General features: G+C 67.4%; 22 protein-coding genes and 2 pseudogenes. 11 read left to right on the forward strand and 13 right to left on the reverse strand.

Annotated features, from left to right (window positions below):
- Positions 1-166 precede the first annotated feature (166 nt).
- Complete coding sequence (locus FHX75_RS32175) at positions 167-400, reverse strand: ribbon-helix-helix protein, CopG family (RefSeq protein WP_154937055.1); 234 nt, start codon at positions 398-400, stop codon at positions 167-169.
- Between the two features lie 312 nt (positions 401-712).
- Between FHX75_RS32175 and FHX75_RS06130 the strand changes: the two genes are divergently transcribed.
- On the forward strand, positions 713-1,669 hold the full coding sequence (locus FHX75_RS06130; protein WP_154937056.1) for a hypothetical protein: 957 nt from the start codon (positions 713-715) through the stop codon (positions 1,667-1,669).
- Positions 1,670-1,710: 41 nt separating this feature from the next.
- Positions 1,711-2,682 (forward strand): hypothetical protein, encoded by a 972-nt coding sequence (locus tag FHX75_RS06135; RefSeq protein WP_154937057.1) that lies wholly within the window; start codon positions 1,711-1,713, stop codon positions 2,680-2,682.
- A 658-nt stretch (positions 2,683-3,340) separates the two neighbouring features.
- On the opposite strand, the gene FHX75_RS06140 is transcribed toward FHX75_RS06135, so the two are convergent.
- Positions 3,341-3,823 (reverse strand): YxiG-like protein, encoded by a 483-nt coding sequence (locus tag FHX75_RS06140; protein ID WP_154937058.1) that lies wholly within the window; start codon positions 3,821-3,823, stop codon positions 3,341-3,343.
- Between the two features lie 182 nt (positions 3,824-4,005).
- Here FHX75_RS06140 and FHX75_RS06145 point away from each other — a divergent pair, with 182 nt between their 5' ends.
- Complete coding sequence (locus FHX75_RS06145; RefSeq protein WP_154937059.1) at positions 4,006-4,365, forward strand: hypothetical protein; 360 nt, start codon at positions 4,006-4,008, stop codon at positions 4,363-4,365.
- 757 nt (positions 4,366-5,122) lie between these two features.
- Here the strand turns inward: FHX75_RS06145 and FHX75_RS06150 are convergent.
- Positions 5,123-8,101, reverse strand: a complete 2,979-nt coding sequence (locus FHX75_RS06150; protein WP_211364344.1) for a M36 family metallopeptidase — start codon at positions 8,099-8,101, stop codon at positions 5,123-5,125.
- A 1,042-nt stretch (positions 8,102-9,143) separates the two neighbouring features.
- On the opposite strand from FHX75_RS06150, the gene FHX75_RS06155 reads away from it, so the two are divergent.
- Positions 9,144-9,827 carry an IniB N-terminal domain-containing protein gene (locus tag FHX75_RS06155; protein WP_154937061.1) on the forward strand — a complete coding sequence of 228 codons (684 nt, stop codon included), beginning with the start codon at positions 9,144-9,146 and terminating at the stop codon, positions 9,825-9,827.
- A gap of 699 nt (positions 9,828-10,526) precedes the next feature.
- On the opposite strand, the gene FHX75_RS06160 is transcribed toward FHX75_RS06155, so the two are convergent.
- A complete protein-coding gene (locus FHX75_RS06160; RefSeq protein ID WP_154937062.1) occupies positions 10,527-12,167 on the reverse strand; it encodes a RecQ family ATP-dependent DNA helicase in 1,641 nt (546 codons plus the stop codon).
- 124 nt (positions 12,168-12,291) lie between these two features.
- The gene (locus tag FHX75_RS06165) at positions 12,292-13,167 is read right to left on the reverse strand and encodes a restriction endonuclease (RefSeq protein ID WP_154937063.1); all 876 of its coding nucleotides are present in this window, start codon (positions 13,165-13,167) and stop codon (positions 12,292-12,294) included.
- A 58-nt stretch (positions 13,168-13,225) separates the two neighbouring features.
- Between FHX75_RS06165 and FHX75_RS06170 the strand changes: the two genes are divergently transcribed.
- A complete protein-coding gene (locus tag FHX75_RS06170) occupies positions 13,226-13,891 on the forward strand; it encodes a hypothetical protein (protein ID WP_154937064.1) in 666 nt (221 codons plus the stop codon).
- A 124-nt stretch (positions 13,892-14,015) separates the two neighbouring features.
- On the opposite strand, the gene FHX75_RS06175 is transcribed toward FHX75_RS06170, so the two are convergent.
- From FHX75_RS06175 to FHX75_RS06190, 4 genes are all read right to left on the reverse strand, one after another.
- A complete protein-coding gene (locus tag FHX75_RS06175; RefSeq protein WP_154937065.1) occupies positions 14,016-14,669 on the reverse strand; it encodes a hypothetical protein in 654 nt (217 codons plus the stop codon).
- A 140-nt stretch (positions 14,670-14,809) separates the two neighbouring features.
- A complete protein-coding gene (locus FHX75_RS06180; RefSeq protein ID WP_154937066.1) occupies positions 14,810-15,073 on the reverse strand; it encodes a hypothetical protein in 264 nt (87 codons plus the stop codon).
- Positions 15,074-15,179: 106 nt separating this feature from the next.
- Complete coding sequence (locus FHX75_RS06185) at positions 15,180-15,623, reverse strand: hypothetical protein (RefSeq protein ID WP_154937067.1); 444 nt, start codon at positions 15,621-15,623, stop codon at positions 15,180-15,182.
- A gap of 221 nt (positions 15,624-15,844) precedes the next feature.
- Positions 15,845-16,663: a hypothetical protein gene (locus FHX75_RS06190; RefSeq protein WP_154937068.1), complete on the reverse strand. Its 819-nt coding sequence runs from the start codon at positions 16,661-16,663 to the stop codon at positions 15,845-15,847.
- A 252-nt stretch (positions 16,664-16,915) separates the two neighbouring features.
- Between FHX75_RS06190 and FHX75_RS06195 the strand changes: the two genes are divergently transcribed.
- From FHX75_RS06195 to FHX75_RS06210, 4 genes are all read left to right on the forward strand, one after another.
- The gene (locus FHX75_RS06195) at positions 16,916-18,076 is read left to right on the forward strand and encodes a hypothetical protein (RefSeq protein ID WP_154937069.1); all 1,161 of its coding nucleotides are present in this window, start codon (positions 16,916-16,918) and stop codon (positions 18,074-18,076) included.
- 319 nt (positions 18,077-18,395) lie between these two features.
- On the forward strand, positions 18,396-18,827 hold the full coding sequence (locus FHX75_RS06200) for a DUF6896 domain-containing protein (RefSeq protein ID WP_154937070.1): 432 nt from the start codon (positions 18,396-18,398) through the stop codon (positions 18,825-18,827).
- A gap of 213 nt (positions 18,828-19,040) precedes the next feature.
- Positions 19,041-19,487: a hypothetical protein gene (locus tag FHX75_RS31110; RefSeq protein WP_211364345.1), complete on the forward strand. Its 447-nt coding sequence runs from the start codon at positions 19,041-19,043 to the stop codon at positions 19,485-19,487.
- Between the two features lie 396 nt (positions 19,488-19,883).
- Positions 19,884-20,309: a hypothetical protein gene (locus FHX75_RS06210; protein ID WP_154937071.1), complete on the forward strand. Its 426-nt coding sequence runs from the start codon at positions 19,884-19,886 to the stop codon at positions 20,307-20,309.
- A 62-nt stretch (positions 20,310-20,371) separates the two neighbouring features.
- On the opposite strand, the pseudogene FHX75_RS06215 reads toward FHX75_RS06210, so the two are convergent.
- The 4 genes and pseudogenes from FHX75_RS06215 to FHX75_RS06235 form a co-directional block, all read right to left on the reverse strand.
- Positions 20,372-21,292, reverse strand: a pseudogene (locus FHX75_RS06215) (IS3 family transposase); the annotation flags it as partial.
- Between the two features lie 70 nt (positions 21,293-21,362).
- Positions 21,363-21,578: pseudogene (locus FHX75_RS32180) on the reverse strand (transposase); the annotation flags it as partial.
- Positions 21,579-22,161: 583 nt separating this feature from the next.
- The gene (locus tag FHX75_RS06230; RefSeq protein WP_154937073.1) at positions 22,162-23,376 is read right to left on the reverse strand and encodes an RNA polymerase sigma factor; all 1,215 of its coding nucleotides are present in this window, start codon (positions 23,374-23,376) and stop codon (positions 22,162-22,164) included.
- A complete protein-coding gene (locus tag FHX75_RS06235) occupies positions 23,376-23,792 on the reverse strand; it encodes a YciI family protein (RefSeq protein WP_154937074.1) in 417 nt (138 codons plus the stop codon). Before FHX75_RS06235 ends, FHX75_RS06230 begins: the two co-directional genes overlap by 1 nt.
- Before the next feature lie 162 nt (positions 23,793-23,954).
- Here FHX75_RS06235 and FHX75_RS06240 point away from each other — a divergent pair, with 162 nt between their 5' ends.
- Both FHX75_RS06240 and FHX75_RS31115 read left to right on the forward strand, forming a co-directional pair.
- Entirely contained in the window at positions 23,955-24,239 is a 285-nt protein-coding gene (locus FHX75_RS06240; RefSeq protein ID WP_154937075.1) for a hypothetical protein, read from the forward strand.
- Positions 24,226-25,095: a hypothetical protein gene (locus FHX75_RS31115; RefSeq protein WP_211364346.1), complete on the forward strand. Its 870-nt coding sequence runs from the start codon at positions 24,226-24,228 to the stop codon at positions 25,093-25,095. Before FHX75_RS06240 ends, FHX75_RS31115 begins: the two co-directional genes overlap by 14 nt.
- Position 25,096: the final 1 nt, after the last annotated feature.

Here is a 25,096-nt window from a genome sequence, read left to right on the forward strand (position 1 = left end):
TCAAGCTGGCGGGCCACGCCTTCAGCGAACGCGTCGGCGTCGTGGTACGGCTGGTCACGTCCGGCGTCGTCGGCCGCCCCAAATCCGGACGTCACTGCCCAGAACCAGATTTACGAGCCCGACGGGCCAAGCCCGCGTTGGTCATCCATGTAGATCCAGGGTGCTCTCAGGGATCCTGACGGCCGATGGACGAGACAATCCTCCGCATCACGGCACGCTGCCGGGCATGTGCCTCGTCAAGGCGCCTGGGGAAGTCCTCTGCCTCGAGCTCTGACTCCAAGTACCGTCGCACGGCCTCTCGTACCTCGGCGGCGATGTTGGTTTCGTTCACCTCAGCGACCAGGCGTAGCCGGTCCAACGTGTCGTCGTCCAAGCGAACACTCGTCAGTCGCGATGCCATCGGCGTCCTCCGTTCTCGGCTTCAGCATGCGTCTCTACGCTAGCAGGGTGAGTGTCAGGATGACGAGAGGACGGGAGGTCACACAACGAACACTTCCGTCCGCGACAGCCGGCTAACACTTCACGCGCACGACTCGGGTAAATGCCTGTAAAGCGATACGTTCGCGCGCGAACCGGACTGGAGCTTGAGTCGAATGATTATCAGCGGTGACCATTCGGGTCTGCGTCCAAGGGGCCGGTGCGCTGTACGCTGATTTGGACCTAACGATGGCTGGAATCGACAGTCTTTAGCGCCAGCATTCGGGGGTGATCGATGGCTGACGAGCTCGCCCGTATCGGTGCGTCCGCCCTGCGCCAAGCAGCGATGCGCACTCTCCGTCACTTGGAGACGAGCGGAGGCTGGAAGCGCCTGCTCCTCGCCGAGGGCGAACTGCATCTGGGCGATGATCCAATCCAGGCCGACGAGGAAGCCCAAGTGGAGTTCGGGCGCGCCTTTAGCCGCCACCCGGCCTACCGCGACCTTAGGGTCATTGACATTATCGGCGAGGAGCGCTTGAAGCCTCCGCCGGAGCTGAATCCGGGTGAGCGACTGCTGGTGCTCGACCCGCTCGACGGCTCAACGCAGTGGGCCATGATACGTGCAGGCTACTGCGTGGCCGCCATGCTGTTTATAGCTCGCTCGGCTGGCCGGATCCAGCTCGAGAGCGCGATTATCGCAAACCAAACGCATACGTTCACGCTGATAAACGGCAAGCCCATGACCTTTGGTCCGACGTACGGAACGTCGTCCGAAGACGCCTACCTGCTGTCCTGTCAGCCTGACAATGGGATGGTCGTTCCGTCGATTGCCTTTACCGGCTACAAGCCCAAGGATAGAGGCTCAGTGTTATCGCTGGTCCACGAGCTGCCGCAATGGTCGTTTCTTACGATCGGCGGCAATCCGGTTACGCCCTACGTTGTTGCCGGGGGGCTAACTGCCGCCGTAACCATTCGGGAACAGGCCCCATGGGACGCGATCGGCATCCTAATGTGTTCGAAAACCGACGCTGTTGTGGGCACCCTAAACGGTACTGTCCTGGGCCATCGAGGCTTTGAAGAACTGTTCAACAAGGTTGCGCTTACCCGGAATACGCGGTCAATCCCGCCCATGATCGTGGCGAAGACTGAGCGGCGATTCAAGGAGGTCGCTACCGCGCTAGCCAAGGCCCGCGACAGTTTTGGCGAGGGCTTCGGATCTGGAATGGAAGATCTAGGGCAGATGTCCGAGTAGCGCGTTGCGCATGACACCACGAAGCGAAGCAGGGAGAGACGGTGGAGGTAGCCAGCTCAGCACTGTTAGGGCGGGCGGCCGGTCTGCTGCTTCCCAAGCTCGAGCCACTCGCCCGGACGTTGATAAGCCGGCGGAGGGAACGGGAAGAGGCGCTCCAGCTACTGCGCGTCGACTATCGGCAGGACTACGACTTTGTTATGCCGCACTCGCATCCTCTGCTTGAGCTGTCTGGCAACCACCCTGACGACCTAGCCGCGTTCCGCGCCATCGCCGATCCGGCACTTGCCTACTGCGCGGAACACAACCTCCTCGAAGTGGTTGAGACACTCGAAACACAGCTAGAACGTAATCTCGTTGTCATCGGCTCGCCCGAGGCGGCGCCGCTGGCCCGGCTGGCGTTCGGCTACCGCCGGATCCACAGCGCCGCAGGCTTCGAATATGTCGGAGACACAGTCGACCTGCCGTACAGATGGCACGAGGACCCACGGGATCTGCACGGCACCTGTCAGCGGCTAGTTGCCGACCACGGATGGGTGACTAGGCCTAACTGGCCACTCGTCGCTCGCACGGACGTACGGACCACACGGCGCCTTGCCCCTCGAGTTGACAACGAGGGCAGGCTTTCGACCGATTGGCTGCTCATAAGCGTGATGCCAAACTTCTTCACTCGCAAAGCGCTGGACGAAGGCAAGACGATCGTTAGCGTCGGGGGAACCCACGGGACCGGGACCCGGGCTTTGAAGTTGTTCCTTCGGGACCCGAAGGCGCTCCGGCAGGTCATGCAGTCGGTCAGCGATCGCAGCCGGGCTTTCCAGGTCGTGGTCGAGGCAGGTGACATCTTCCACAAAGCATCGGGCTCGGCGGCTCGTGCAATACGTGTGCATGACGTTGCACAACTACCTGACAACGACGACGTCTGGCACACCGCGCGTCGGGCTGTCGCACGTCAGTTCTCCGACTGGGCTGCGGAGGAGGTGACCAGGAACATCCCATATCCCCATGAGCGGCATTGATGTGCGTGGCCCGACGCAGAAGGCAACAGCGACGAACATCGACCGACCGAGCAGAGACTTGGCAGGTGCGACCCAACATGAGTAAAGAGGACGGTCGATACAGCAGGTCACGCGGCCACACCGATCGATAGGCTTCGGTTTAGGAAACCGATGCTCTATCCCCTGAGCTACGAGGGCGCGAGGCCATAGCTTACCTGCCAGCGGATACCCACGAGTGCTCAGGAGAGCCCTCCCGTGCTCGCCGATACCTGCCGCCGTCGGTCCGATCGCTGGAGCACACACGGAGCATCCGATCCTCGCTCGTCAGGATCCGCTGCCCACCAGTGCCCCCGCAATGGTTGGCGCTGCCCAGCAGTGCCGACGACTCGCCGGGCAACTTCCGAGCACAACGTGTCGCGAGGGGCCACCGGGGAAGCCGCCCTCCCCCTAATGTCTGGCGTTGAGCCATGGCGGTAGCACGGTGCCAACGCCGGCACGAAGTCGTCCCGAGCATCGGTGGAGGTTTGCGCGATCGGGAGCATTTGATCCGTAGGAGCGTCCAAGCTCGGCTCCTCCCCCGCTCGCCTCGGCGCACCTCTGCGTCGATGTTCTCTTGATGGCGGCCGGTTGCGCTTCGCTGGGGTCAAGCTGGGGTCACCTGACCCTGCCCAAGATCTCGCTAGTCGTCCTCGGCAACCACATAGGGCGTGTAGCCGATGGGAAGCTCCGTTACCTCCAGTTCGCTGAAGATCAGGGTGAGGTTGTGGCCGTTCATCTCGATGCGGACCTCGTGGAAGTCGATCCCGACTCGTTCTGCCCAGTCCTGCGCACGCCGCGAGTCGGTGATCAGTTCCGCCCCGGGATAGAGCGGTTGCCATCTCACTGCCCACACGTAGCCGTCGAGATCCGGCCCGATCTCTGGGTCCGTCAGCCGTTCATCCAACGACTCGCGCCAGGCGTCCGGGCTCAGGGCGGTGCTCGCCTCGGCCTGCACGCAGTGCTTGAAGAGGTATCGGAGGTGTGCCGGCTGGATGCCGGTCATCGGGTCGGCGGTCGCGTAAACGATGACCTCGTAATCACGCATGTAGCTGGTGTAGGCGTGGTACACCACGGCCTGGTCGAACACGTCGTCCAGCGCTCGGCGCAACTCGGCGATCTCCACGCCGCCTGTTCTATCAGGCGCGCCGCCGGCCTTGAAATCAGAAGAAGATCGCGGATGGCTGATCGGGTGGCTTCGCTCCTGGTCAGCCTGTCCGTTGTTGTCGGCAGTGTCGGCGTCAGCGGGCGGGCTTGGCTGTACGGATGGCTGTACAGCCGCCGTCCCCCAGGTGGCACAGTAGGCCGATGATGATGGGCGTTCGGGCACCTGTGTTTTCCTGGGGCTGTCGGTACGCCGTGCTGGCACTTCGCGCAGAGCGGCTCCATCAAGCCACGACGGGCCATCGCCTCATCGAGTACAGAGGTCCGGAAGCATGGATCGAGGACCTGCAAGATGAGGTACCCGTCCCGGCGGCGGAACTCGTCAAGGACGCCGACGAACTGCTTGCCGACCTGCCTGCGCTGATGCTCGATCAGACCTTAGCCACAGAGCTCCGTAAGACGGTTGAGGAGATCAGAGCGGTAGTTGATGCCGGCCAGGGCCAGCCCACTTCTCCGTCAAGGCGACTCTTCGTAGATGTCGATGCGCTGTTCGGAGCGAAATGATCCGGCGCGGCGGCATGTGAGAGACGACGGCGCTCTGCTGTCGGGGCGGATCTCCTCGTCTGGCAGTTGTAGACCTGCCAGCCTTCCCGGACGGGGACAAGGTGGAGCGCCCTACCGGACGAACGACCTTGGCCCCGTCCGGGAAGGCTGGTAGCCCTTGACGGCTGGTAGCTGGCCCTCGGGCCGTTGTCGCGGAAGCCGCGGGCGGTGTAGGTGAGCACGTAGTAGCCGTGCGCGGCCAGCCAGTGGTTGTTCCAGTGGTACTTGTCCGCCCCGTCGGCGACATCCGAGGTGGACTCCCACTCGTGCTTGTCGTTGCCGAAGCCGTGCAGCAGCACGATCAACGGATGGGTGTCACCGGTGCCGAACATGGGCCGCGTGACATCCACGTCGAGCGGCGCGCCATCGAAGCTGGGAACCTGCGCCGAGCAGGTCGTCGCTCCACCCGGGTACGCGGCACAGTTTGCTCTCAGCGCCTCCGCATTCGGTGATCCGCTTTCCGCGGCACTCGATGCAGCCGCCGCCGGCGGCATCGCCCCGGACAGCACCGCCAGCAAGACGAGGGCGCCGGCGTGTGCGGACCCGACCCACCTCGTACGCGTTGGTGTCACAGCATCCAGCCCCCTTCGTGAAGCGGCAGCGCGGAACGGCGCGCAACCTCGCCTGGGCCCTCTGTCGCTGACCGCCCGGGGGATGGCGGCCGGCTGTCCGGCGGCCACCATCCCGTACCCGGGGGTCTGGCGGAGGTGTGGTCAGTTCATTTGGTGTCGGTTGCGGTGAGGGTGAACGGGACCGCGGCGCCCAGCCACAGCTGGGTGAGTACGTACCGGGTTCCGCTCGGGATCGTGCCGGACTCGTCGGCGGCCGAGGACGCCGCCGAGCCGAGCAGGGTGCATGACTCGTCGTAGAAGTACAGGTCGAAGTCGTACGCGGTGGCGGTGTCGCTGTGCACGCGCGCCTCGTGGGCCCCATCGCCGAAGCTGTCCGGCAGCTTGGTGACCCAGCCGTCCGCGCCCTGCGCCGGCGCCGGCGGCACCGCACACGCCGTCTTGAACGCCGTGGCGGTCACGCCGGTGGCGTCGTCGGCCGTGCCGGTGGACGGGTTGCCCGTGACGATCATCCCGGTGTCGGTCACCGGCGCGTCCGGCGGGGACGGCGGCAGCGGCTCGACCCCGGTGACGGTCTTCGAGAAGACCTGCAGTTCGGCGCTCTGCACGTCCGTCTTGGTCTCGCCGAGCGCGCTGTCGGCCCAGAACCGCACGTACTGCGCCTGCACCGGCTTCGACAGGGTGAACTGCTTGTAGTGCAGGTCGGGCGCGGTGGGGCGCGGCGCCTGGTAGCCGAACGCCTCGGCCCGGGTCAGGGCGGTCTGCCAGTTCGTTCCGTCGGTGGAGGTCTGCAGGGTGAATCCGCGCAGCCCCTCGAATCGGGAGGTGGTGAAGGCGCTGACCTGGATCGACGAGATCTGCGCCGGCGCGGCCAGTTTGATCACGGCGTTGCCGGCGCCCCGGGCAGCCTTCCAGCTGCTGGCCTCGGTGTCGTCGATCAGCCGTGCGGCGCCGGTCGTGGTGGCCGAGACGATGGTGGCGCCGTTGGCGGCGGAGGCCAGGTTGGGTGCCAGCGCGAACCGCAACGCCGAGGTCTGACCGGCGGTGACCTTCACGCTCGGGAAGGTGTGGGCGCCGAAACCCTCGGCCGCGATGGTCACCGGGTAGGTGCCGGCGGACACCGGCGCGGAAAACCCGCCATCGGCGGACGACGTCCGCAGCGGAGTGACCCGCGCTTCGAACGCGCCGAGAATGATCCGGGCGCCGGGGATCGGCTTGCCGGTGGCGGCGTTGACGACGGTGCCGCTCAGGGTGCCGTTACGGGCCGGGTTCTGATGCTCGTACGACGGGGTGGGGTCGGTGTCGTCGCCGCCGTCGGTGGCGGCGTGCAGGCCCAGACCCCGCTTGGCGAAGGCACCGTAGACCGCGTCTACGAGCGCGGCGTAGTCGGACCTGCTGTGGTAGCGGTTGTCCAACGCGGTGCGGATCGCGTCGCGCATGTCGATGAACGACGGATCCGCCGGGGACAGCGGCATCGCGTCGGTGACCAGCCGCGCGGCCATCTCACCACCGGCCGCCTCGCCGTAGCGGGCGACCAGCGCCTTGCGCAGGTCCCACAGGGTGGCCGTCCAGATCTCGCCGTCGGAGTGGACCTCGGCGCCACCGAGGTCGTATCCGATGTCGCCGTAGCCGGTGGGGTTCTGGTCGTAGCTCCAGTTGCGGATGCCGCGTGTGGTGTTGCCGGTGGCGTGCTGGCCGACCACTGCCGTGGTGGCGAGTTTCTTGCCGTAGAGGTAGTTCAGCGCGTACCAGTCGCCCCAGCCCTCGCCCATGGAGCCGGACTGGTGGGTGTTGAGGGCGTTGTCCTCACCGCTGACGTACCGGTTGGACAGCCCGTGCGCGTACTCGTGCTCGATGACGGAGGCGTCGAAGTTGCCGTCCGAGTACGGCCCCTCAAACGTGTCGTTGATCGGCTCCCACAGGAACATGCCACTCCACGCCGGGATGCCGTCGGGCAGGGTGAGCATGTAGGCGTTGTCCCGGCCGGTGTAGGTGGGTGCGCCGCCGCTGGCCGCGCCGGCATGCACCAGCCCGAGGACCGGATCGCCGCCCTGACCGCCGCTGGCGCCGTTGTTGGCCTGGAAGTTGCCACCGGACTCGGTGAAGCCCAGCGCCCGGAACTCATCGTGGATGCGGTTGTGGTGCCAGAACAAGTTCGTCGCCGCCGAGTCGAGGTCCTGGACGTAGCTCGGCGGCAGCGTCTGCCCGTTGCTGCGCGCCCAGTTGGCGGCGTAGGCGTAGTTGAACTGGGCGGTGGGGCTCACCGGGCGCGGCCCCTGGTCGGCGGGGACCAGGAAGTTCGAGTAGTTCGCGTACGTGTTGGCGTTGTTGCCGAAGGTCGTCGGCCCGGCGATACCCACCAGGCCGGTGGGGTCGACGTATCCCGACGGCGACTGGGCGGTCGGCCCGAACGACTTGATGACCGGGGCCCCGCCGGCCGGCGCGCCCGGGTAGTTCTCGTAGACGGTGCCTTCGGCGTCGCGCGCCACCAGGGACGCCTGGTACAGCGTCTCCCCGGTCGCCGCGTCCACGACCGTGTCCCACGCCTCGTCGAGGCCCTTGATGAACAGGACACGGTAGGCGGGTCGGGCGCCGTCGCGGGTGGGGAACGCCGCCTTCTGCACGTAGGACTCACCGGCGAAGGGGCCCTTGGCGAAGGCCTGGAACCCTGCGCGGTCACCGGTCGGCTGCGCCGTGTAGGCCACCCCAGGGGCGAGCTTGCCGGCCACCCCCTCTACTGCCTGGCCGGCGGACAGCTTGTGCGCTGCGTTGAGAGCCCCGCCGCGGGCGGAGTTGCCGGCGTAGGAGAGGACCTTCCCGTCGCTGGTCACGGCCACGCCGAGGCGCCCGCCGCGCACCGCCGGCAAGCCGGCGTACGTCTGCGCGAAGTTCACCACGTGCGTGCCGGTGCCGACGAGTTCGTGGTCCCGCACGACGGTCAGCGACGCGACGTCCACCGCCGTGAGGCCGAACGCGTCGCGGTTGGCGTCAATGAAGGACCGAGCCACCGCGATCGCATTCCCGGAGCGCGGGCCGGTGAGCCAGCCTCCGTCCTTGCGGATCGTCCGAGGCGTCCCGAACCGCCGGTCCCAGCTGACCCGGGTACCGGCGCCCGCGACGGCGCTCAACTTGCCTACCGCGGCGAGTTGGGCATCGGTGGGTCGCACCGGGTCCGACGTACGGCGGACATCGAGCCGCTCGACACCGGATGACCCAACATCGACTACGGCCGAAGCGACCGATGGAGTAAGTGTCAGGACCAGGGCGAAGGCCGCCCCGACGGCCAGCGGTGGACGGATACGCATGGAAGCTCCCTCTCTGGGGATTGAGTCATGCCTGCGTCGTGCCGGAGGTAGTAGCCCCTCCCAATGGACATCGACGCCGACGGCTGAAGCGCAACAGCCATCGGCCAAACGCCAGCCCGCCGCCGATCACCAGCACATCAACGAGGCAGGCATACGCGGCACCTCTTGGGTCGAGTCGACCGCGGCAACCGGCGCGAACCGGCCCACAGGTACCGGTAACGAGCCACGATGGCATCCGACCGTCGCCTTCTTGTACCGAGACATGGTCACCGTGAGGGCGTGGCGCTCCGACGTCGCCGAGATCCACGCACGGCTGCCGCGCACGACGGCAGCCCTCTCCCGTTGGGACCAGATGAAGCAGCGGCTGGTGTAGACCAGCAAGCAGCCGTTCGGTAAGAACAGCCGGTGCATCGGCCGCGCGGACGGCGGGTCAGACCGATGGGCCGAGCCCTCAGGGCTTACAGGCTCACCCCTGCGTGCCGCGTCGGGCCAGTGGCGAAGCTACCAGCGGATGCCACGAAGCGGTTTCCATGAGCCGGCATGGCCGCAACGGCCTCGTAGCAAGGCCTCCGGACTGTCACCGTCTGTCAGTCGATCGCCCCGGGGCCGCCCGTGAGACAGGCGAACGCCAGTGTCATGGGAAGCCGAGCCGCTGTCGGCCCTAATCCAGGCGCTACCCCTCGGCATTTCGTCGCAAGAGCCCTTAATCCCCTAACGCCAACCGCCACCCATGCCCTAACCCGGCCGGATAAGGCTGGGGTGCAACCCCGATGTCCGATACGGCCGCTTCGGCCTACGGTCGATCCCGGGTCCGGGCGATGTTGTCTGACACGTCCTAACAACACCTATCGAGGAGACCGGCAACATGAGTGCAAGCGCCAGCACAAATTCGACCGCCGACGGGAACCCGACCTCTGCTGCCGACTGGACCGGCAACACGGAGGCAACCGCCGATACGAGCGCGACCATCAACGTGGACTCCACCGCCAGCGCGGGGTCGACCGCCGAGATGGGCGCAGCCGCTGACATGGTGTCGCCGCAGAGCCTGCAGGACTTCGTACTCGGCCTGCTCACGAACGTCGACGCCCGAGCGGCGTACGAGGCGGACCCGCAAGGGGCGCTGGACAACGCCGGCCTCAACGACGTGACCCCGGCCGACGTGCAGGACATCGTTCCGCTCGTCTCCGACTACGTTCCTGTACAGGGCATCACCTCCTTGCTTTCCGAAGACAGCCTCGGCGTCAGCGCGGCCACCACCGTCGACGGACTTGGGCTCAGCGGCGCGACCAGCACCCTCGGCGGACTCGACCTCACCGGTGTGACCGGCCACCTGGGCGGCACCCTCGACAGCACCGCCGGCGGACTCGGCGTCAGCGGCGTGACCGGCGACCTCGGCGGCACGGCGTACGGCGCCACCGGCCTGGTCAGCGACGTGACCGGCGACCTCGGCGGCACCGTGCACGGCCTCGACAGCGTCACGGGTGACGTCGGTGTACACAGCGACGCGTACGCCAGCGCGGACGGCGAGCTCCTGGGGGGCCTGCTCTGAACTAAAGACGCTCTGCTCAATGCGGAGGCGGGGAGGGCGCTCATTGCGCGGTTCCCGGCCTCCGTATTGGTTTACTTGGGGTCGAGAGTCTCCGGCCGGGCCGGCTGGCCACAGGCTAGGGGTACGGACATAAGTGGCCCTATGGTGTAGGCGCCCGCAGCCTGGGCTACGGGTTCAACCCATCGACATCCGCGCGGCCGGCTGATGGACCCGGCAACCAGCCTGCGCTGCCAGCCCAGTCGGTGGCGACCTGGTTCGTCCCTCGTCCACTCAGGCAAAAGCAATACTGCAGAACGCGGTGCCAGAATTCGATGACCGACCCACCGAGCAGAGGTTGCGCGACTGCGACCCGCCTTCGGCCCGGAAGGAAGGGAAGCAGCAGGATACTGGCGCTGCAGGCGGTTGATCGGCGTCGTTTTAAGGATCAGAAGGTTAGGGGTTCGAGTCCCTTCGGGCGCATTTCACGATCAAGGCCGTGACGAGCAGAAATGCGGCACGACCTTGGTCGGTTTCAGACCCCGGGACGGATCTTCCTAAACTTGGGGACGTGGCGCTCCGGTGGTGCTCCGCTGTTTTCGGAACCGCTGATGGCACCGCGTGTCGTTGTGGTCTGAACTGTGTTGGTTAGCGTCGGCGAGTCCGCAGGCAGCTGGGGCCTGGGGGCGGGGCGTGGACCTGCGGTGGCATCGTGCTGCACGGTTAGCGGCCATTCGCGTCGAGTGCCAGCAGGCCCTGCGCCTGCACGACCGCGACGGACAGGGTCTTGTAGCCGACGTCGTCGAAGAGCACGGTCATGCGGTCCTTTTCGTACCCGAGGACCATGCCTGACCCCCAGGTGGCGTGCCGCACGGTGCTGTGCAGTGGGTACGGCCCGTCGTCCGGAAGCACCTCCGATGTGCCGCCGTGGCAGTTGTCGCAGTGCCCGCACGGACGGCTCAACTGCTCTCCGAAATAGCCCAGCAGCGACTGCATCCGGCAGCCCCGGCTCTCGGCGAAGCGGCGCATCATGTCGGTGCGCGAACGCTGCCCGGCCTGATAGCGGGCGTACTCGGCCAGCGCCTCCCGAGCCGCCTGATCGGGCAGGGGCGCATACGGCGCGACCGTGAGTTCGCCCCGGGGCCCCGTCGCCACCGCGCCGACCTGCTCGAGGAGACTGATGTGACTGGCGACCTTGCGCTGGCCCAGGCCGGTGGCCTTTGCCAGCGCGGTGCGCGTCAACGGGCCGTTGTGCAGGGCGGCGGCGACCGTTCGCAGCTCGTCCGGTTCAGGCGCGCCGCCGTGGAAGAAGCGTTGCAGGGCAACGTCCTCGGCTCGGTAGAGCAGCAACGCCCGGGCCGGTTCACCGTCGCGCCCTGCCCGGCCGATCTCCTGCAGATAGCTGTCCGGCGAGTCGGGCAGCGCCACATGTGCCACCCAGCGGAGGTTCGGCTTGTCGATGCCCATACCGAACGCCGACGTCGCGACCATGATCGGCACCCGGTCGGCGAGGAAGTCCTCGTGACGGCGGTGCCGCAGTCCGGCCGCCATGCCGCCGTGATAGGCCTGCGCGGGAAAACCCGCGTCGGACAGCCGTTCGGCGAGTTCCTCGGCGGCCCGCCGGGTCGGCACGTAGACGATGCCGGGCCGGTCGGCCTCCTTGAGCAGGGTGAGCAACCTGCGCCAGCGGTAGTCCTCACTGGGGCAGTGCATCGCTGCCACCAGAAGGTTCGGACGGTCCAATCCGGACAGCACCAGCCGCGGCTTACGCATGCCGAGCCGCGCGGTGATTTCCTCGCGCACCGGCGGCGAGGCCGTGGCGGTCAGCGCCACCACCGGCGGGCGGCCCAGGCCGCGGATAAGGTGACCGAGAGTGAGGTAGTCAGGGCGAAAATCGTGGCCCCACGACGAGATGCAGTGCGCCTCGTCAATCGCCACCAGCGCCGGACGCAGCGCGCGGACCTCGGCCAGCCGCTCCGGCGAAGTGAGCTGCTCCGGCGTGATGAACAGGAACTTCGCAGCACCCGAGCGCAGCTCGGCCAGCGCCGCCGCCTGCTTGCTCGGGCTCTCCGCTGAGCTGATCCGAACCGCCCGCAACGCCGGATCGTCCCGGTCATTGAGGTTGCCGACCTGATCCTGCTGCAATGCCAGCAGCGGTGAGATCACCACCGTGGGGCCGCGCAGCAGCGTGGCGGGGACCTGATACACAGCAGACTTCCCGCCCCCAGTGGGCAGCACGACCAGCGCGTCGCGGCCGGCCAGTAGCGTGCGCATCGCGCGCAGCTGGGTGGGGCGCAGCTTCTGCCAGCCGAAATGCCTACGGGCGGCGCGGCGTAGCCGCAGGGAGCGAAGGAGAAACATCATCGCCGGGCATGCTAACCAACCACACACGGACCTGGGCCGTCCCAGGGTCCGTCGTACGCCTCGTCCTCGGTCAACGCACCCGCCTCGCCCGCGCTTCGCGAGGGCATCTGGGCCGGCAGCCGGCTCAGCCCATCGCAGATGGGCCGGTCTCCTGTTGGGGATTCCACAGCATCCGGGAAACCCAAATCCACGCCAGCTTCCCTGCACGCGCTACGAAGTTCAGCGCAATGACCATCGCGAGGCCAACGCCGGCGCCGACTACCGCACCGAAGCCGGGTGATCCATCGGCTGGTGCGTCGCCCGTGATGGCCCAAACAAGGTTCTGAACTGCGACCGAGAGCAGCATGATCGTGCCGGCTACTCCTGCGGTCGTGACGATCGCTCGTCGCTGAGCGACACCGTCGTCGAAGGCGCTCCCTTCTTGCGCTGACCGTCGCGTCGCCTCCCGGCCGACGGCGAACAGCACGGGACCAGCGATAGTGACGACAGCCGGGGTGGCGAGCACGGCGGCAATCTTGGCGGCCGTGCTCCACTCCCGCCATCCAGCTCTGCATAGCCCTGGAGCGAAGGCCATGCTCGTCGACGTGTTCGGCCCAGCGGCAGGAGTGGCCAGAAGGGCCAGATGCTGCGCAAAGTCGTTGACGGGAAAGGGCACGAGACCCGGGCCGAACGTGAAGAGCGCGATCCGAACTTGATCGGCGTACTCGATGGCAGCGGGTGTATAGCCGTTCAGACTGAAGAACAGCACCGTAGGCACGTTGAAAGACGCGCCGCGCAGACGCTGGACGTCAGGTCGCCCCACAGGCGTTGCGAGCGCTCTGACTTGAGCCGCCGCGCCGGACGCAACAACGTCGAGGCCTCGGTCTGCACCCGGGTTTGTTACACGGCTCGGCTCGGACGCGGCAGCTGGTTGCTCAGCGAGACGCCCGGTCGGCGGCAGATGAGGATGCTGCTCGGTAGCGCCATCCGGTGTCGCTTCGAGGGCAGCGGGCGCCGGCACGACCGGATCTTGCGATCGGCTTGCTCCGGCTGGAGACGGATCGGCACACTATGCGATCGTGGGGTCGGACTGGACCTGGGAACTGCGCGTACCGGTGGCGGCCGAATCGGCTATGCGTCAGTTGTATGCCTTGGCGGCCGAGCGGAACCTGCACCCACAGCGACCCGATGGGCGCATCAACCTGTTCACCAAGCCCGACGCCGACCTACGCACGGTCAAGGACCCCGACATAGCGCTTGCCGCGATGGCGACGGGCACCGAGCACGGTCAGTTGTGGACGAACGACGACATCGACATCTTCGTCAACTGGGAAGACGGGCGCCTCGTCTGGGCGTTGGACGCATGCTTTGCCTATCGCCGCCCGGTGCCCGAGGCAGACACCTTCCGCGAGCTGCACGGCCGCCTGACCAGCTTGTGGCTCGATGTCGCGCAGCGTCTCAACGCCCACGTCGGCCGAGTCCTCGACGAATGGTCCAGTGATCAGATCTGGCACCGGGGCATCCACGACGCCGTGCACCCGGCCGGTGGGTGGCCGGCTGAACTCGGCTGGTGGACCTACCTCGGCCCCGACCACCGTCTGCCACCACCGCCGCTGCTCGAGGTCGCCACCCACACGCGCCGACTCCCCAACGGCGCCCTGTTGGTCACCCTCCTCGACGACCCGGCCGCCGTCGACCCGCTGCGCTACGAGGACATTCACAACCGCTGGCTCCGGCTGGCATGAACTCGCCGCGGCACTTCCTGTGACATGCCCTCGACGGCTCACCGCGCCCCACGGCGGCGGAATGGTCGCGGCTGATCAGCTCACGTCGTCTCGCTGTCCCTCCGACCCGTGGTGTCTCGGTGGATCAGCTCGGTGACGCGACCTCGGCGATGCGGTCACGTAGTTGTTGTTCCGCCGCGTCCAGCGTCGCCCACAGGTCGAACCACACTCGGCTGCGCGCCCGCTCGCCTCGGTCAAGACCTGCGACTGCGATGCTGTAGACGCCCGACAGGAGCTCGTAGCGGCCAGAGGGAGAATCGACTCCCATCGCGAAGGACGCAGCCAGAGCGGCACGGGTCAAGATCAGGCTACTCGGGTCGTCGGGAGCACGCCGCCCGGCGGTCAGGAATCGTGGCTCGTCGGTGATCTTCATCCATCGTACCGTCGCTCCCGGCACCTGCTGATCGATGATCTCGGCGACCGATTGCCGGAATGTCTCGGCCGGATCGTCTCCCAACCAGTCGAGGAAATGACCAGTGCTGACGAGCCTGGTGAAGTCGTCCCGCACAGGCCCGTACTTCGGGTTCGGCGGAAACTCACCGGTGAGCTGGCCTTCTTCGTCCACCTTCCACACGCCCCGCACGGCTTCCGCCGGGATGTAGCCGTTCGGGTCGCTGATCAACGTCTGATCGATCTCGGCGACCGAGCCCCCCGGGTTCCGTGCCGCCTCCGCGAGCAAGCTGGCCGGCGGGACCACCTTCCGCGCTGGTTCACCGCCCGGGCCTGTCGGAATAGTCATGGAACCCTGCCTACGCGCTCGACGGACACACTGGTCACCTGAAAGCTAGATTATGGTCAACTACGAACCTTGTCAGGTGACGACACGGTCTCGGCCAACGGCGGAAACGGATGCGTGAGCGCGAGTGCCGCCGATGCCTGCTAGGGCGCTGGCCTGCCAATCTCGCCGAGGCTGTCCAGAAGCCGCTCCCGAGCAGTATCGAGACGATCGGTGTAACCAGGCATGAAGATCTCGGCGAGTGAGCTTTCGAGGGCCCCTGCGATCTTGTACAGCGGCGACCAGACCGCACGCTCCTGATTCACCAGGCCGTCGAACGCAGACGTGCCTATCATCCGATCGAGCCAGTCCGACAGCACCAACGCTTGGTCTCTGGTCAACTTGATCGTGAAGTCCTCGTCCGTCACACGCGAACGGTACGACAGATCAACCGCTAGGGCGGTGACGGCGACTTTCGCCGACCCTCCGGATCGGCACACCGTGGCGCCGCGCTGATTCTGCCGCGGTCAGCTCTCAGCGAGAAACATGTGCCATCCACCTCTTCAGATCGGCAAGGAGCCCCTCGTAGCGCTCATGTGCGAGAACGGTGCCGCCGTCGTGAACTCGGTATGCGGTGGCGCATCGTCTCCGAACAGGCGTCCGGACCATGGTGCCGTCGCAGAGCTGTAACCAGAGCCGCTCCGGGACCAGCCAATCGGGTTTGGTGCGGAACCCGCAGACTTGCTCCCGCGTAAGGGTGCGCGTTCGCCACAGCCAGCGCACCCGGACCCTCCATTGATCGATCACGAGCGCGGTGCGGTGTAGCCGCCACGCAAAAGTGAGCCATACCGCAGCGAATCCAACGAATACCGACACAGCAGCCAACGGAACCCTCTGCCGGTCGGCGGTCATCCGGAACGCGACGAAGGCGAAGAACAGCGTGCCCACCATCGCGAATGTGCCGCTGAAGAGCCGCATCGGGTCCTTGTACGGCCGGGTCCAGGACGTCACAGGGCCATGATCGCAGCCGGAATCCAGCGCCCCACATCTGGCAGCCGCCTGCGAACGGTCGCAGGCTCGAAACCTGATCCGGGCAGCGCCGCGCAGGGTACTGCTCTGGCGCGGTTGCTCCCAGCGCGGCTGCCTACAGCCGCTCGGCAGGCCCTGGCTACCCGGAGCCGACCGTGCGTCGTCGGTCTCTAAAGGTCGTCGGTCGCGTTCGGATCGCCCAGGCTGAGCTTCGGGCTGGCGTGTGCCGCGGTGAGCGCGAAGAATTTGCCGAGCCCTACCCGCAGTGCCGCCAGTTCGGCCGGCTCGAGCCGAAGCCGAACGTTGAGCGCCGGCGAGCGCAGCCCCAGTTCCGTGGCCGCCTCTCGGGTCAGCCGCACGCGTAGTAAGCCCCGGTCCAGTCGAATCGCACGCAGTCCGTTCCAAGCGGGTGCCTGTGCCTCGGTGACCAGGCACAGGCCTTCGTCGTCCTCCGGGTCGTAATGCTCGTAAGTCGGATCGCAGGCCTGGAACTCCAGGCAGCGCGGTGTGTCGTCCCATTCACGGCCGGCCAGCGCCACCGTCAGAACACCCTGCTCCTCCACCACCTGCACCTGCGTCGCAGTGAAGCCGACCCGGAACGGTCGCACCAGCCAGGCGCCCACTCGGCGAACCACACCTGGGCGCTCACCAGGCCCGTAAACAGGACCACTTTCAACGAGGATGGTGTCCCGCACGATCTCTACCGCCAGGTCAGGGCGGCAGTACGTCATTTCGCTCGCCCCGTATTGGCCAGCGAACCGTAGAGCCACAGCGCTGTCGCCCTCGGTCGGGCCGTAACCCTGCCACCAGGCGGCAAGGGGCTCCGCGAGCGCCGCCAGCGAGCCAACCTCGTTGGCAGTGAGCAGCAGGACCGACCCGGACCTCCGTACGGTGACGCCGTGCGCCAGCGGCGACACCGCACCAAGCACGTCGGCCGGGTCCACACGCTCGCCGCCGACCAGGACGCTGACCCCGATCCCCACCGCCACGCCGACGCCCTCCCTCACCTCGTCAGCCGGTGGCCGCGCCGGCCGTCACATCCTGACAGCCAGCTGCTGCACGGTGATGCCAACCCGGGAACAGATCCCGCCGGCGTCCTGGCCGCCGCCCGCCGACTGCGACACGCTAACGCCAACTCACCCACCACTAGGCAGTCGGTCGCGCCACGGTGCAGGCCGGGCGTACTTCGGGTGCCCCGCTCGGTAGGGTGTCGCTTCACCGTCTACCGTCGGAGGTCCCGGGTGAGTGGCACGAAGGTGTATGTGCGGCGTCGCGCGCTGGCCGCGGTAATGGTCGCGCTGCTGGCCGCCGGCGCGTGTTCCACTCCTGACGCGGGCGCGCCATCGGTGGAATCCCCGGCGCTCTACGCCGACCCGTCGCATGGCATCTGCCGGACTCTTCCCTTTCAACTGCTGGAGCAGCACGTCGGCCATCGGTACACGGACTTCGGTGCCTGGCAGCTCCCGTGGGGGACGGTAGAGGTGGTCGGTCTCACCGACACGCTGATGGGTGAGTGCCATCTGGACACCACGAAGGGCACGGACTATTACGACCCGCCGTACGGCGGTGTGGCGGTGTGGTTGTACACCTACCCGACCACGGCGGCAGCCGCTGCCGCTCACCGCACTCGCACCCAGGGCAAGAGCACGTCTGAGTCACCGGGCACCGACATCGACGTGGACAAGTTGGCCTGGCAGGACCGGGACGCCGACTCCGGCTTCGCGTCCGAACTCACCGCCCATGTCCTCGACCGGAACCTCGTGATGACCGTACTGGTCAGGGCCGGGGACAAGAACGCCGAAGCGCCGACAGCCGCCACCTTGCGCACCGCCACCAGCGCCTTCGTGACCGAAAGCATCCGCCGGCTGCGAGGCAACCCGCCCCGCCCCACGCCTCGGCCGACCACCGCGACGGCACAATCGGACTACCCGGCGCCGGGAGAGGGATTTTGCCGGAAGCTACCGCTGGATCTGTTCGACGACCGACTGGGTGATCTGTTGCCCGGCTACCCAGACGAACAGATTTACAACGGCACCGCCTACTGCAGCCTGCGCACCGCTGGTACGGGAAAGAAGAGCCGGGGTGGCACCATCGCGCTCTGGATCCGACGTCACGACACCGCCCAACAGGCCCTCGACTTCCACCAAGCCCACCAACCCACCTCCCTCACTCCGACCGGCCCGGCAGGGGTGACGCTCGACGTCGACGCGCTCGACTGGGCCCACCAGCCACCGGCCAACGGCCAGGACGGGACGCACACCCTGCGCGTCCTCGCGGGCAACCTGTACCTCTACCTCGACATCACCGGCTACTCGGACAACCCAACTCCCCTCGTCGACGAAGAACTGGCACCCACCATCGCCGAGTTCCTCCAAACCACCCTGACAACCCTGCGGAACTGAGGCCACTTTGGGTGCGCCGAAGAGGTCACCAAGCAGGAGGCCCAGGTCAACCTGGTGCAGCTGAGATTGATCTTCCAGAGAGCAGGACGACTCCGGACTGATAGAGGGACGCACGCAGAGGCGCACACCTATGACACGGTCCCATCGCTGGCGCGCCCCAGCCATCGACTCGGTATCTGAAGTTGCTCAGCGCCGAGGCTGCGGATGCCGGTCACGCTCTAGGACATCGCTACATCGTTGGCTGCCCACCGCTGGTCGCCACATACCCGACGGGGCACTACGGCCCTGCTCAGTCACAACGTGCCGACATACTGATCATGTGGACGAGAGCACTGAAGCAGCAATCGCGGCAGTCCATCGCTACGCCGCCGCCCTGGAGCGCATTCGGTCGCGCTTGCTCGACGCCTACCCGGCCGTCGACTGCGTCTTGGATCTGATGACGGCAGTCAGGCACGCGCGAACGCTGCCTCGGGAGGGCAAGTCAAGCACGGGTATCGAGTACTCGGTCCACGGCGCAGGCTGTCGCATGACTGATGAGCAAGGCCAGCAGGTCGACGTCGACCTGGTCGACGACGCCGAGGCGTTCGACGCCTGGCGCATCAAGTGGTTCCTGGACGAACAGTCCGACGCCCGCCCTTCCGTTGAGGACCTGCAGACGGCCTGCTCCTACCTTTCCCAGCTGGGCAAACTGCGAGAAGTGCAAGCCGGCCGTTGGTACGCCCTGCCAGGACCGCTGAACTCGTGCCGCTGACCGCCAACGCTCAACGACGAGGGTCAGCGTCGCGGACGACCGCAACGGCCACTGGCGGCAGGAGTGGGTCACGGCTCGTGTCCGCTCATGCCCCTGTAGCGCACCGGCTACTGGCACGAGGGTGGCACGGAGTCGTTCGGCGCGGCCGCTGCGGGCCACACAACCCGACTCAAGGCAGTTGCGGTAACCGCGCCCACAAGATCGAATGCTGGTGTGAGCAGATTCGCGGAAGTCGTCGTGCTGGCCGCCGACGCCCATGAGGTGATGGCCCCACTAACCCATGACAACGACGGCACACGCCCGTGGAACAACACCTTCGTACCCATCGAGAGCCAATGGCCAGGTACGTTCGGCCGCGGCTGGGCCGCCGAGTTCACCCACCGACACCACTGGGCTGAACTACTGGAGTACCTGCAGGCCCTCCCCTGGCCGCGCCCCGAGACGGTGCAGGTGCTTATCCACGACGAGGAGGACGACTGCTTCGGCCTGTGGATGCTGTACGACGGCAAGCTCATCGAAGTGCCACTCCCTCGCACCGAGCGATACATCGAACAAAGCCCGCCGTCCGGGAGTTGTTCGTCGGACATCAGCTATCTGCACCGCACAGACAGCGCCCTGCCGACGCCCAACATGCCTACAGTGCACCGTCCGACCCCGTAGCCCTCGACGAAGTCACGCCTTCAGGGGAGCGGAAGGCGGCATGCCGGCCGGGACCAGGTCGGCGCCGATCGGAGCGAGCCGTAGCCTCTGAACGACTGGCCGGACGCGCCGACGACGGTGCACATCGCCCGCCAGGACCAGTTCTCCCTGGCGGACATCCAGCGTCGGGTGTCCGCCGGCCGGGTATCGCCGCAGATGATATCGGCGATTGCCGCACAATGGCGCCTAGCCACCCGAAGCAACTCGCCGAACGGCTGACCGCGTACCTGCTGCACTGAAGAGCTAGCAGCCCGTCCCAGGGACCTAGGCTCAGCATTTCGGCGGGCCGCATCGCGGCCTGAGCTCTACGTCCTTCGCTGCATCTGTCTCTCGGCCGTTGCGGCTACCGTCACGGCTGTGGGCGACGTGGAGTTGATCGGGCATGAACTGATCGAGTCGTGTCTGGAGTGCGGCGCTCTGACCGCTGGTGAGGTCACAGAGACGATCGACGGGGACAGGCTCGCCTGGGCAGTCTCGACTCGGTGTAGCGGGTGCGGCAGAGCCGCGGAGGTGGATGGTTGGGGTGAGATGCCCGGCATCGTGCGGGAGGCGCTCATCGCCCGTGTCGGCCTGGTCCGGTTGCAAGCCGATCCGGCTGCCAGCGGCCGGCTGAGAGTCCGTCTCCTCGCGGCGTTCCGGAAGGGCGGGGCCACGATCAGTGAAGCGGCCGGCGCATACACCGCGCTGACCGGCCTCGGCATCACTGGCACACCGTCTGAGATGAAACTGCTTGCCGACCGGCTTACCGCAGCAGGCGCGACCGTATTGCTGACACCAAGGTGAACGGCAGGTGAGTGCGCCGGCATGCGACTGGTCAACGCGCGGATCGCGGCATGAAGTGACCCCTATCGGCCGGACACCTCGATGTCTGTTAGGGACTCGTGGTGGATCTTTTCGTAGGTGTCGGGGCTGACGTTACCCAGACGGCTGTGCCGGCGGCGGGGGTTGTAGAAGCCCTCGATGTAGGAGAAGACCTCCATCTCCAGCTCGTGGCGACTGGGCCAGGCGCGGGTGTAGACCAGCTCGGTCTTCAAGGTGGCGAAGAACGTCTCGGCCAGGGCGTTATCGAAGCAGTCGGCCACGGAGCCCATCGAGGCGAGGACGCCGCAGGAGCGCAACGTGCGGCCGAACTCGAACGACGTGTACTGCGTCCCGCGGTCCGAGTGGTGGATGACCTGGTCCCGGGCGGGTCGGCGGTGCTGGATGGCCATGCCGACGGCGTCGAGGATCAGTTCGGTGCGCAGGTGATCGGCCATGGCCCAGCCGACGACGCGGCGGGAGTAGGCGTCGACGACCACTGCCAGGTAGAGGAATCCTTCCCAGGTGCGTAGGTAGGAGATGTCGGCGACCCACAACCGGTTGGGTGTGGTCGCGGTGAACTGCCGCTGGACCAGGTCCGGCGCGGTCGCGGTCGACGCGGCCTTGCGGCGGGGCTTTCCGCGCCGGCGTCGATGGGCGCCTTCGATACCGGCCAGACGCATCAGCCGGGCCACGGCCTTGCGGTTCCACCGGTGGCCGCGTTCGTGCAGCTCGGCGGTGAGCCGTCGGGCGCCGTAGACGCCGCGGTGCTCCGACCACGCCTGCCGGGTGACCTCGACGCGCTGCAGGTCGTGACGTTTCCGCTCGGCGGCGCGTTGGCGTCCCTGTCGAAGCCAGTCGTAGAAGGCGCTGTGGCCGACGCCGAGGAGCCGGCAGAGCAGACGGACCGGGTAGGTGGTCTTCTCCGCGTCGATGAACCGATACACGTCGGCCCGGTTCACCGCTCCGTCTCGCGTGCGAAGAAGACCGCGGCTTTTTCAAGATCTCCTTCTCCAACTCCAGCTGGGCCACCTGCCGCCGCAACCGCAGCAGCTCGGCACGCTCATCGCCGCTGAGCGGCGACGACGACTGGCCGCCGTCGCGTTCCTGGCGCAGTTGGGCCACCCAGTTGCGCAGCGTCTCGTGGTTGACGCCCAACTCCCGGCCCACGTCCCGGATCGTGCGGCCGGAATCCAGCACCAGCGCCGCGGCCTGACGCCGGAACTCCTCGGGGTACTTGCTCTGTCGAGCCAACGCGGTTTCCTCCTCCCTCAGCAGGATGCCAAGTCAGGAAGTGTCCGGTCTCAGGGGGTCACTTCAGACGGCGGAGCAGGAATGCAGCCGCAGGGGCTGGCCGTGGCAAGAGCCGGTACGGGTAAGTCGCACCCTCTCCGGATTCCGCGTCTGGACAAATTCCGGGGTGCGGGACAACAACCCTTGGTTCCTGCTGGATCGGTACGGCCGAGTGGTCAAGGCCGGGTACGCGACACGAAGACGTTCGGCCGATCGGTAGGCCCGCACCGAGAAGGGCGTGAGGGCTTCGTGCCCCGCAGTCGGCCAGGTTGATTGTCGATCCGGCGATCCATCGCCGCCGCGATCTCCCGATCCCGCTCGCGGGTGGCGTGCTGGTAAACGCCACCCGCATACTCCCGTGGCCCATTCGGTGCATCAGCTCTCGCGTGCTGGCCCCTGAGGCGGCGGCAAGGGTGTTGCCTGTGCCGACGCGATCGTCGCGGTCGCCGGCATGGCGGAGCCGCCGCTGCGCCTGGCCGTCGGGGCCGACGCGATCGACGGCATCCGGGCCGCGCTCGAATCCCGGCCGGCCGCGCTGGAGAAGTCAGCCCAGTGCGGCCGCCTTGCGCAGCAGCACTGAGCGTTCGCGCTGGTTGGCGCACAGCCGGGCCGCCAGCTCCAGCTCGGCGCGCGCCTCCGGTCGCCGGCCGAGGCGGGCCAGCAGCTCACCGCGTACGGTCGGAACCAGATGCGAACCGGGGAGCCGGTCCAAGGCGATCAGCTCGTCCACCATGGCCAGGGCTTGCGCCGGACCCGAGGCCATGGCCACGGCGACGGCCCGGTTGAGCTCGACCACCGGCGAGGGCGCGACCCGGCCGAGCGCCTCGTAGAGCACCACGATCCGGTCCCAGTCGGTCGCCTCCACCGACGGCGCCGACGCGTGGGCGGCGGCGATCGCAGCCTGCAGGCCGTAGGGGCCGAGCCCGCGAGCCGATGCCTTGGCCAGCGCGGCCAGCCCACGGCGGACCGCCGAGAAGTCCCACCGCCGCCGGTCCTGGTCCGCCAGCAGGATCGGCGAACCATCCGGGCCGGTCCGGGCCGGGAAGCGCGCGGCCGTCAGCTCGCACAGCGCGAGCAGGCCGTGCACCTCCGGCTCGTCCGGCTGCAGCGCGGCCAGCGTGCGGGCCAGCCGGATCGCCTCGTACGCGACGCCGGGGCTTAGCAGCCGGTGGCCCGACGTGGCCGTCGACCCCTCGGTGAAGATCACGTAGAGAACGCTGAGCACGCCGCCCAGCCGTTCCCGGCGCTCGCCGGCCGGCGGCAGCTCGAACGGCACCCCGGCCGCCGCGATCGTCTTCTTCGCCCGGGTGATGCGGGCCTGCACGGTCGGCACGGGTACGAGGAACGCGCGGGCGATCTGTTCGGTGGACAGGCCGCCGACCACGCGCAGGGTCAGCGCCACCCGGGCCTCGGGGGAGAGCACCGGGTGGCAGCTGACGAACATCAGCGCCAGGATGTCGTCGTCGATCCTGTCGGGGTCGACTTCCTCGTCGACCACCGGGTCGGTCGCCAGCAGGGCGTATCGGTCCTGCAGGGCGGTCCGGCGGCGGATCGCGTCGATCGCCCGCCGCCGGGCCGTGGCCATCAGCCAGCCGGCCGGATTGGCAGGAGCGGCGAGCGGCCACGACACCAGCGCCTCAGCCACGGCCTCCTGGGCGGCGTCCTCGGCCAGCCCGAAATCGCCGGTGAACCGGGTCAGCGCGGCGACGATCCGCGCCGACTCGATCCGCCAGACGGCCTCGACGTCGGCCGTACCCATCAGATCCGGCCGGTGCTCTCGCTCCCGGCCCGTTCCTCGACGGACCCCGCGGTGTCCTGCGGCATCTCGTCGTCGCCGGCCACCCGCCGGACCTCGATCTTCGACCCGGTGACCGACGGGACCCGCTTGGCCCACTCGACCGCCTCCTGCTTCGAGGCGACATCGAGCAGGAAGTAGCCCCCGAACAGTTCCTTTGTCTCTCCGTACGGCCCGTCCGTGACCACCGGGGTCTCGCCGCTGAAGTCGACCACGACGCCCTGGCCCGCATCGTCCAGCCCTTCGGCCGCGACGAACACGCCGGCCTTGACCAGGTCCTCGATGTACTGGTAAGTCGAGGCCGCCAACTCCTCGAACCCGGCCATCAGGGCCGCGTTCGACTCATCGGTGCCCCGCATGATCAGCATGTACTTTGGCATCGCGTTCTCCTCGTCCGGCGGGGCCGCCTCTCGGCCCTCGCACCCACACGTCGATCGAGCGGCCCGCGGATCGACACGGCCCCGGAGAAATCTCTCGCCGCGACGCAGCCGATCCCTTCGACCCGCGTTCCGCCCGTCAGACCTGGCCCTGACGCGGACGCCATGCTGATCAGAAAGCTTATCGTCGCAGCTTTGGAAGCCGGCGACGCTCACACGGATCTGGGGAAAGCATTCGGGACGCGCTCAGTGATTTCTTTCCGCTACCTGGCTGAAGAGAGGGCGACGGGAATCTTCAGCGGCGTTTCGCCCGCGGCGCACTCTCTTGCCGCGATCCGCGCGGCACGCAGCGTGACGGCTGGAGCTGCCGCTCGCCATCCGGAACTGCCGATGAGCGGATGCCCCAAAGGCCCATGGGGTGTGATGATCGGGAGCGATGAACAGCAGTGACGATTCCGTGTCGATGACTGTGGCACTGCGTCGGGTGGTGGTGCCGTCGCGGACCGTTGTGCTGGCCTGCGGCGGGTTTCTCGATCAGTGGGCCGACCTTGGGAAGCCGTTGTCGGCTCGTGCGATGCGGGCGGCGGATGCGGGCGGCGCCCACCTGCAGGACTGGCTCGCCGAGGCGGTCGCAGTGCCCGCCGGACCCGGAGCGTTGACGGTGACGGCGCGGACCCGGCCCGGTACATACGAGGCAATCGACACCATAGCCACGATTGAAATCGACCTAAACCTGCCGTGGTCGGCGGTGTCAGCTGGAGAGGAACCGGTGGTCCTGGGTGATCTGCCCGTGGACCCGTCCGGGATGGTCATCGGCGACGCGGTTGCGCTCGACTCATGGGTCGGCTTCCTGCCGACGGCGCGCAGTGTTGACGGGTTAGCCGACCTGCGAATCTGGGGCAAAGGCGATGAGGAGGCCTGGGCGCACTTCGGCGCGCAACCGATTCCGGCCTTCCACACCAACCGCCTGCACGGCTGGTTGGATCTACCCGTCGAAGTCGCGCACGAGCGAGCGGCGACGATCAACCGGTGGGCGGCCGCGCGGGGGCACTTCGAGCACATGGCGTCCGTCGACCTACACAGCCATCACCATCTCGGATGGCGAGCCGGCTGGCAGGATCCCCTCGGCGCCGGAGTGATCGAGGTAGCCGGCTGCCCGATCCTTTGTGTCGGCTGGGCACCGAGCGAACTTCAGCGATTCAAAGCAGGCAGGTCGTTTGGGCAGGTGTACCCGCTGACTCTGGAGCACGTCGCCGGCAAGGCCGTACTGCGGTGGAGCATTCCACCCGCCGCCACCGAGGTCTGAC

The organism is Micromonospora palomenae, assembly GCF_007829925.1.
Classification (GTDB): Bacteria; Actinomycetota; Actinomycetes; order Mycobacteriales; family Micromonosporaceae; genus Micromonospora; species Micromonospora purpureochromogenes.

Coding starts and splice junctions, on each gene's coding strand:
- FHX75_RS32175 (WP_154937055.1), bottom strand. CDS start 400: ATGGCATCGCGACTGACGAGTGTTCGCTTGGACGACGACACGTTGGAC.
- FHX75_RS06130 (WP_154937056.1), top strand. CDS start 713: ATGGCTGACGAGCTCGCCCGTATCGGTGCGTCCGCCCTGCGCCAAGCA.
- FHX75_RS06145 (WP_154937059.1), top strand. CDS start 4,006: ATGATGATGGGCGTTCGGGCACCTGTGTTTTCCTGGGGCTGTCGGTAC.
- FHX75_RS06155 (WP_154937061.1), top strand. CDS start 9,144: ATGAGTGCAAGCGCCAGCACAAATTCGACCGCCGACGGGAACCCGACC.
- FHX75_RS06160 (WP_154937062.1), bottom strand. CDS start 12,167: ATGATGTTTCTCCTTCGCTCCCTGCGGCTACGCCGCGCCGCCCGTAGG.
- FHX75_RS06175 (WP_154937065.1), bottom strand. CDS start 14,669: ATGACTATTCCGACAGGCCCGGGCGGTGAACCAGCGCGGAAGGTGGTC.
- FHX75_RS06185 (WP_154937067.1), bottom strand. CDS start 15,623: ATGCGGCTCTTCAGCGGCACATTCGCGATGGTGGGCACGCTGTTCTTC.
- FHX75_RS06230 (WP_154937073.1), bottom strand. CDS start 23,376: ATGGGTACGGCCGACGTCGAGGCCGTCTGGCGGATCGAGTCGGCGCGG.
- FHX75_RS06235 (WP_154937074.1), bottom strand. CDS start 23,792: ATGCCAAAGTACATGCTGATCATGCGGGGCACCGATGAGTCGAACGCG.
- FHX75_RS06240 (WP_154937075.1), top strand. CDS start 23,955: ATGCTGATCAGAAAGCTTATCGTCGCAGCTTTGGAAGCCGGCGACGCT.
- FHX75_RS31115 (WP_211364346.1), top strand. CDS start 24,226: ATGAACAGCAGTGACGATTCCGTGTCGATGACTGTGGCACTGCGTCGG.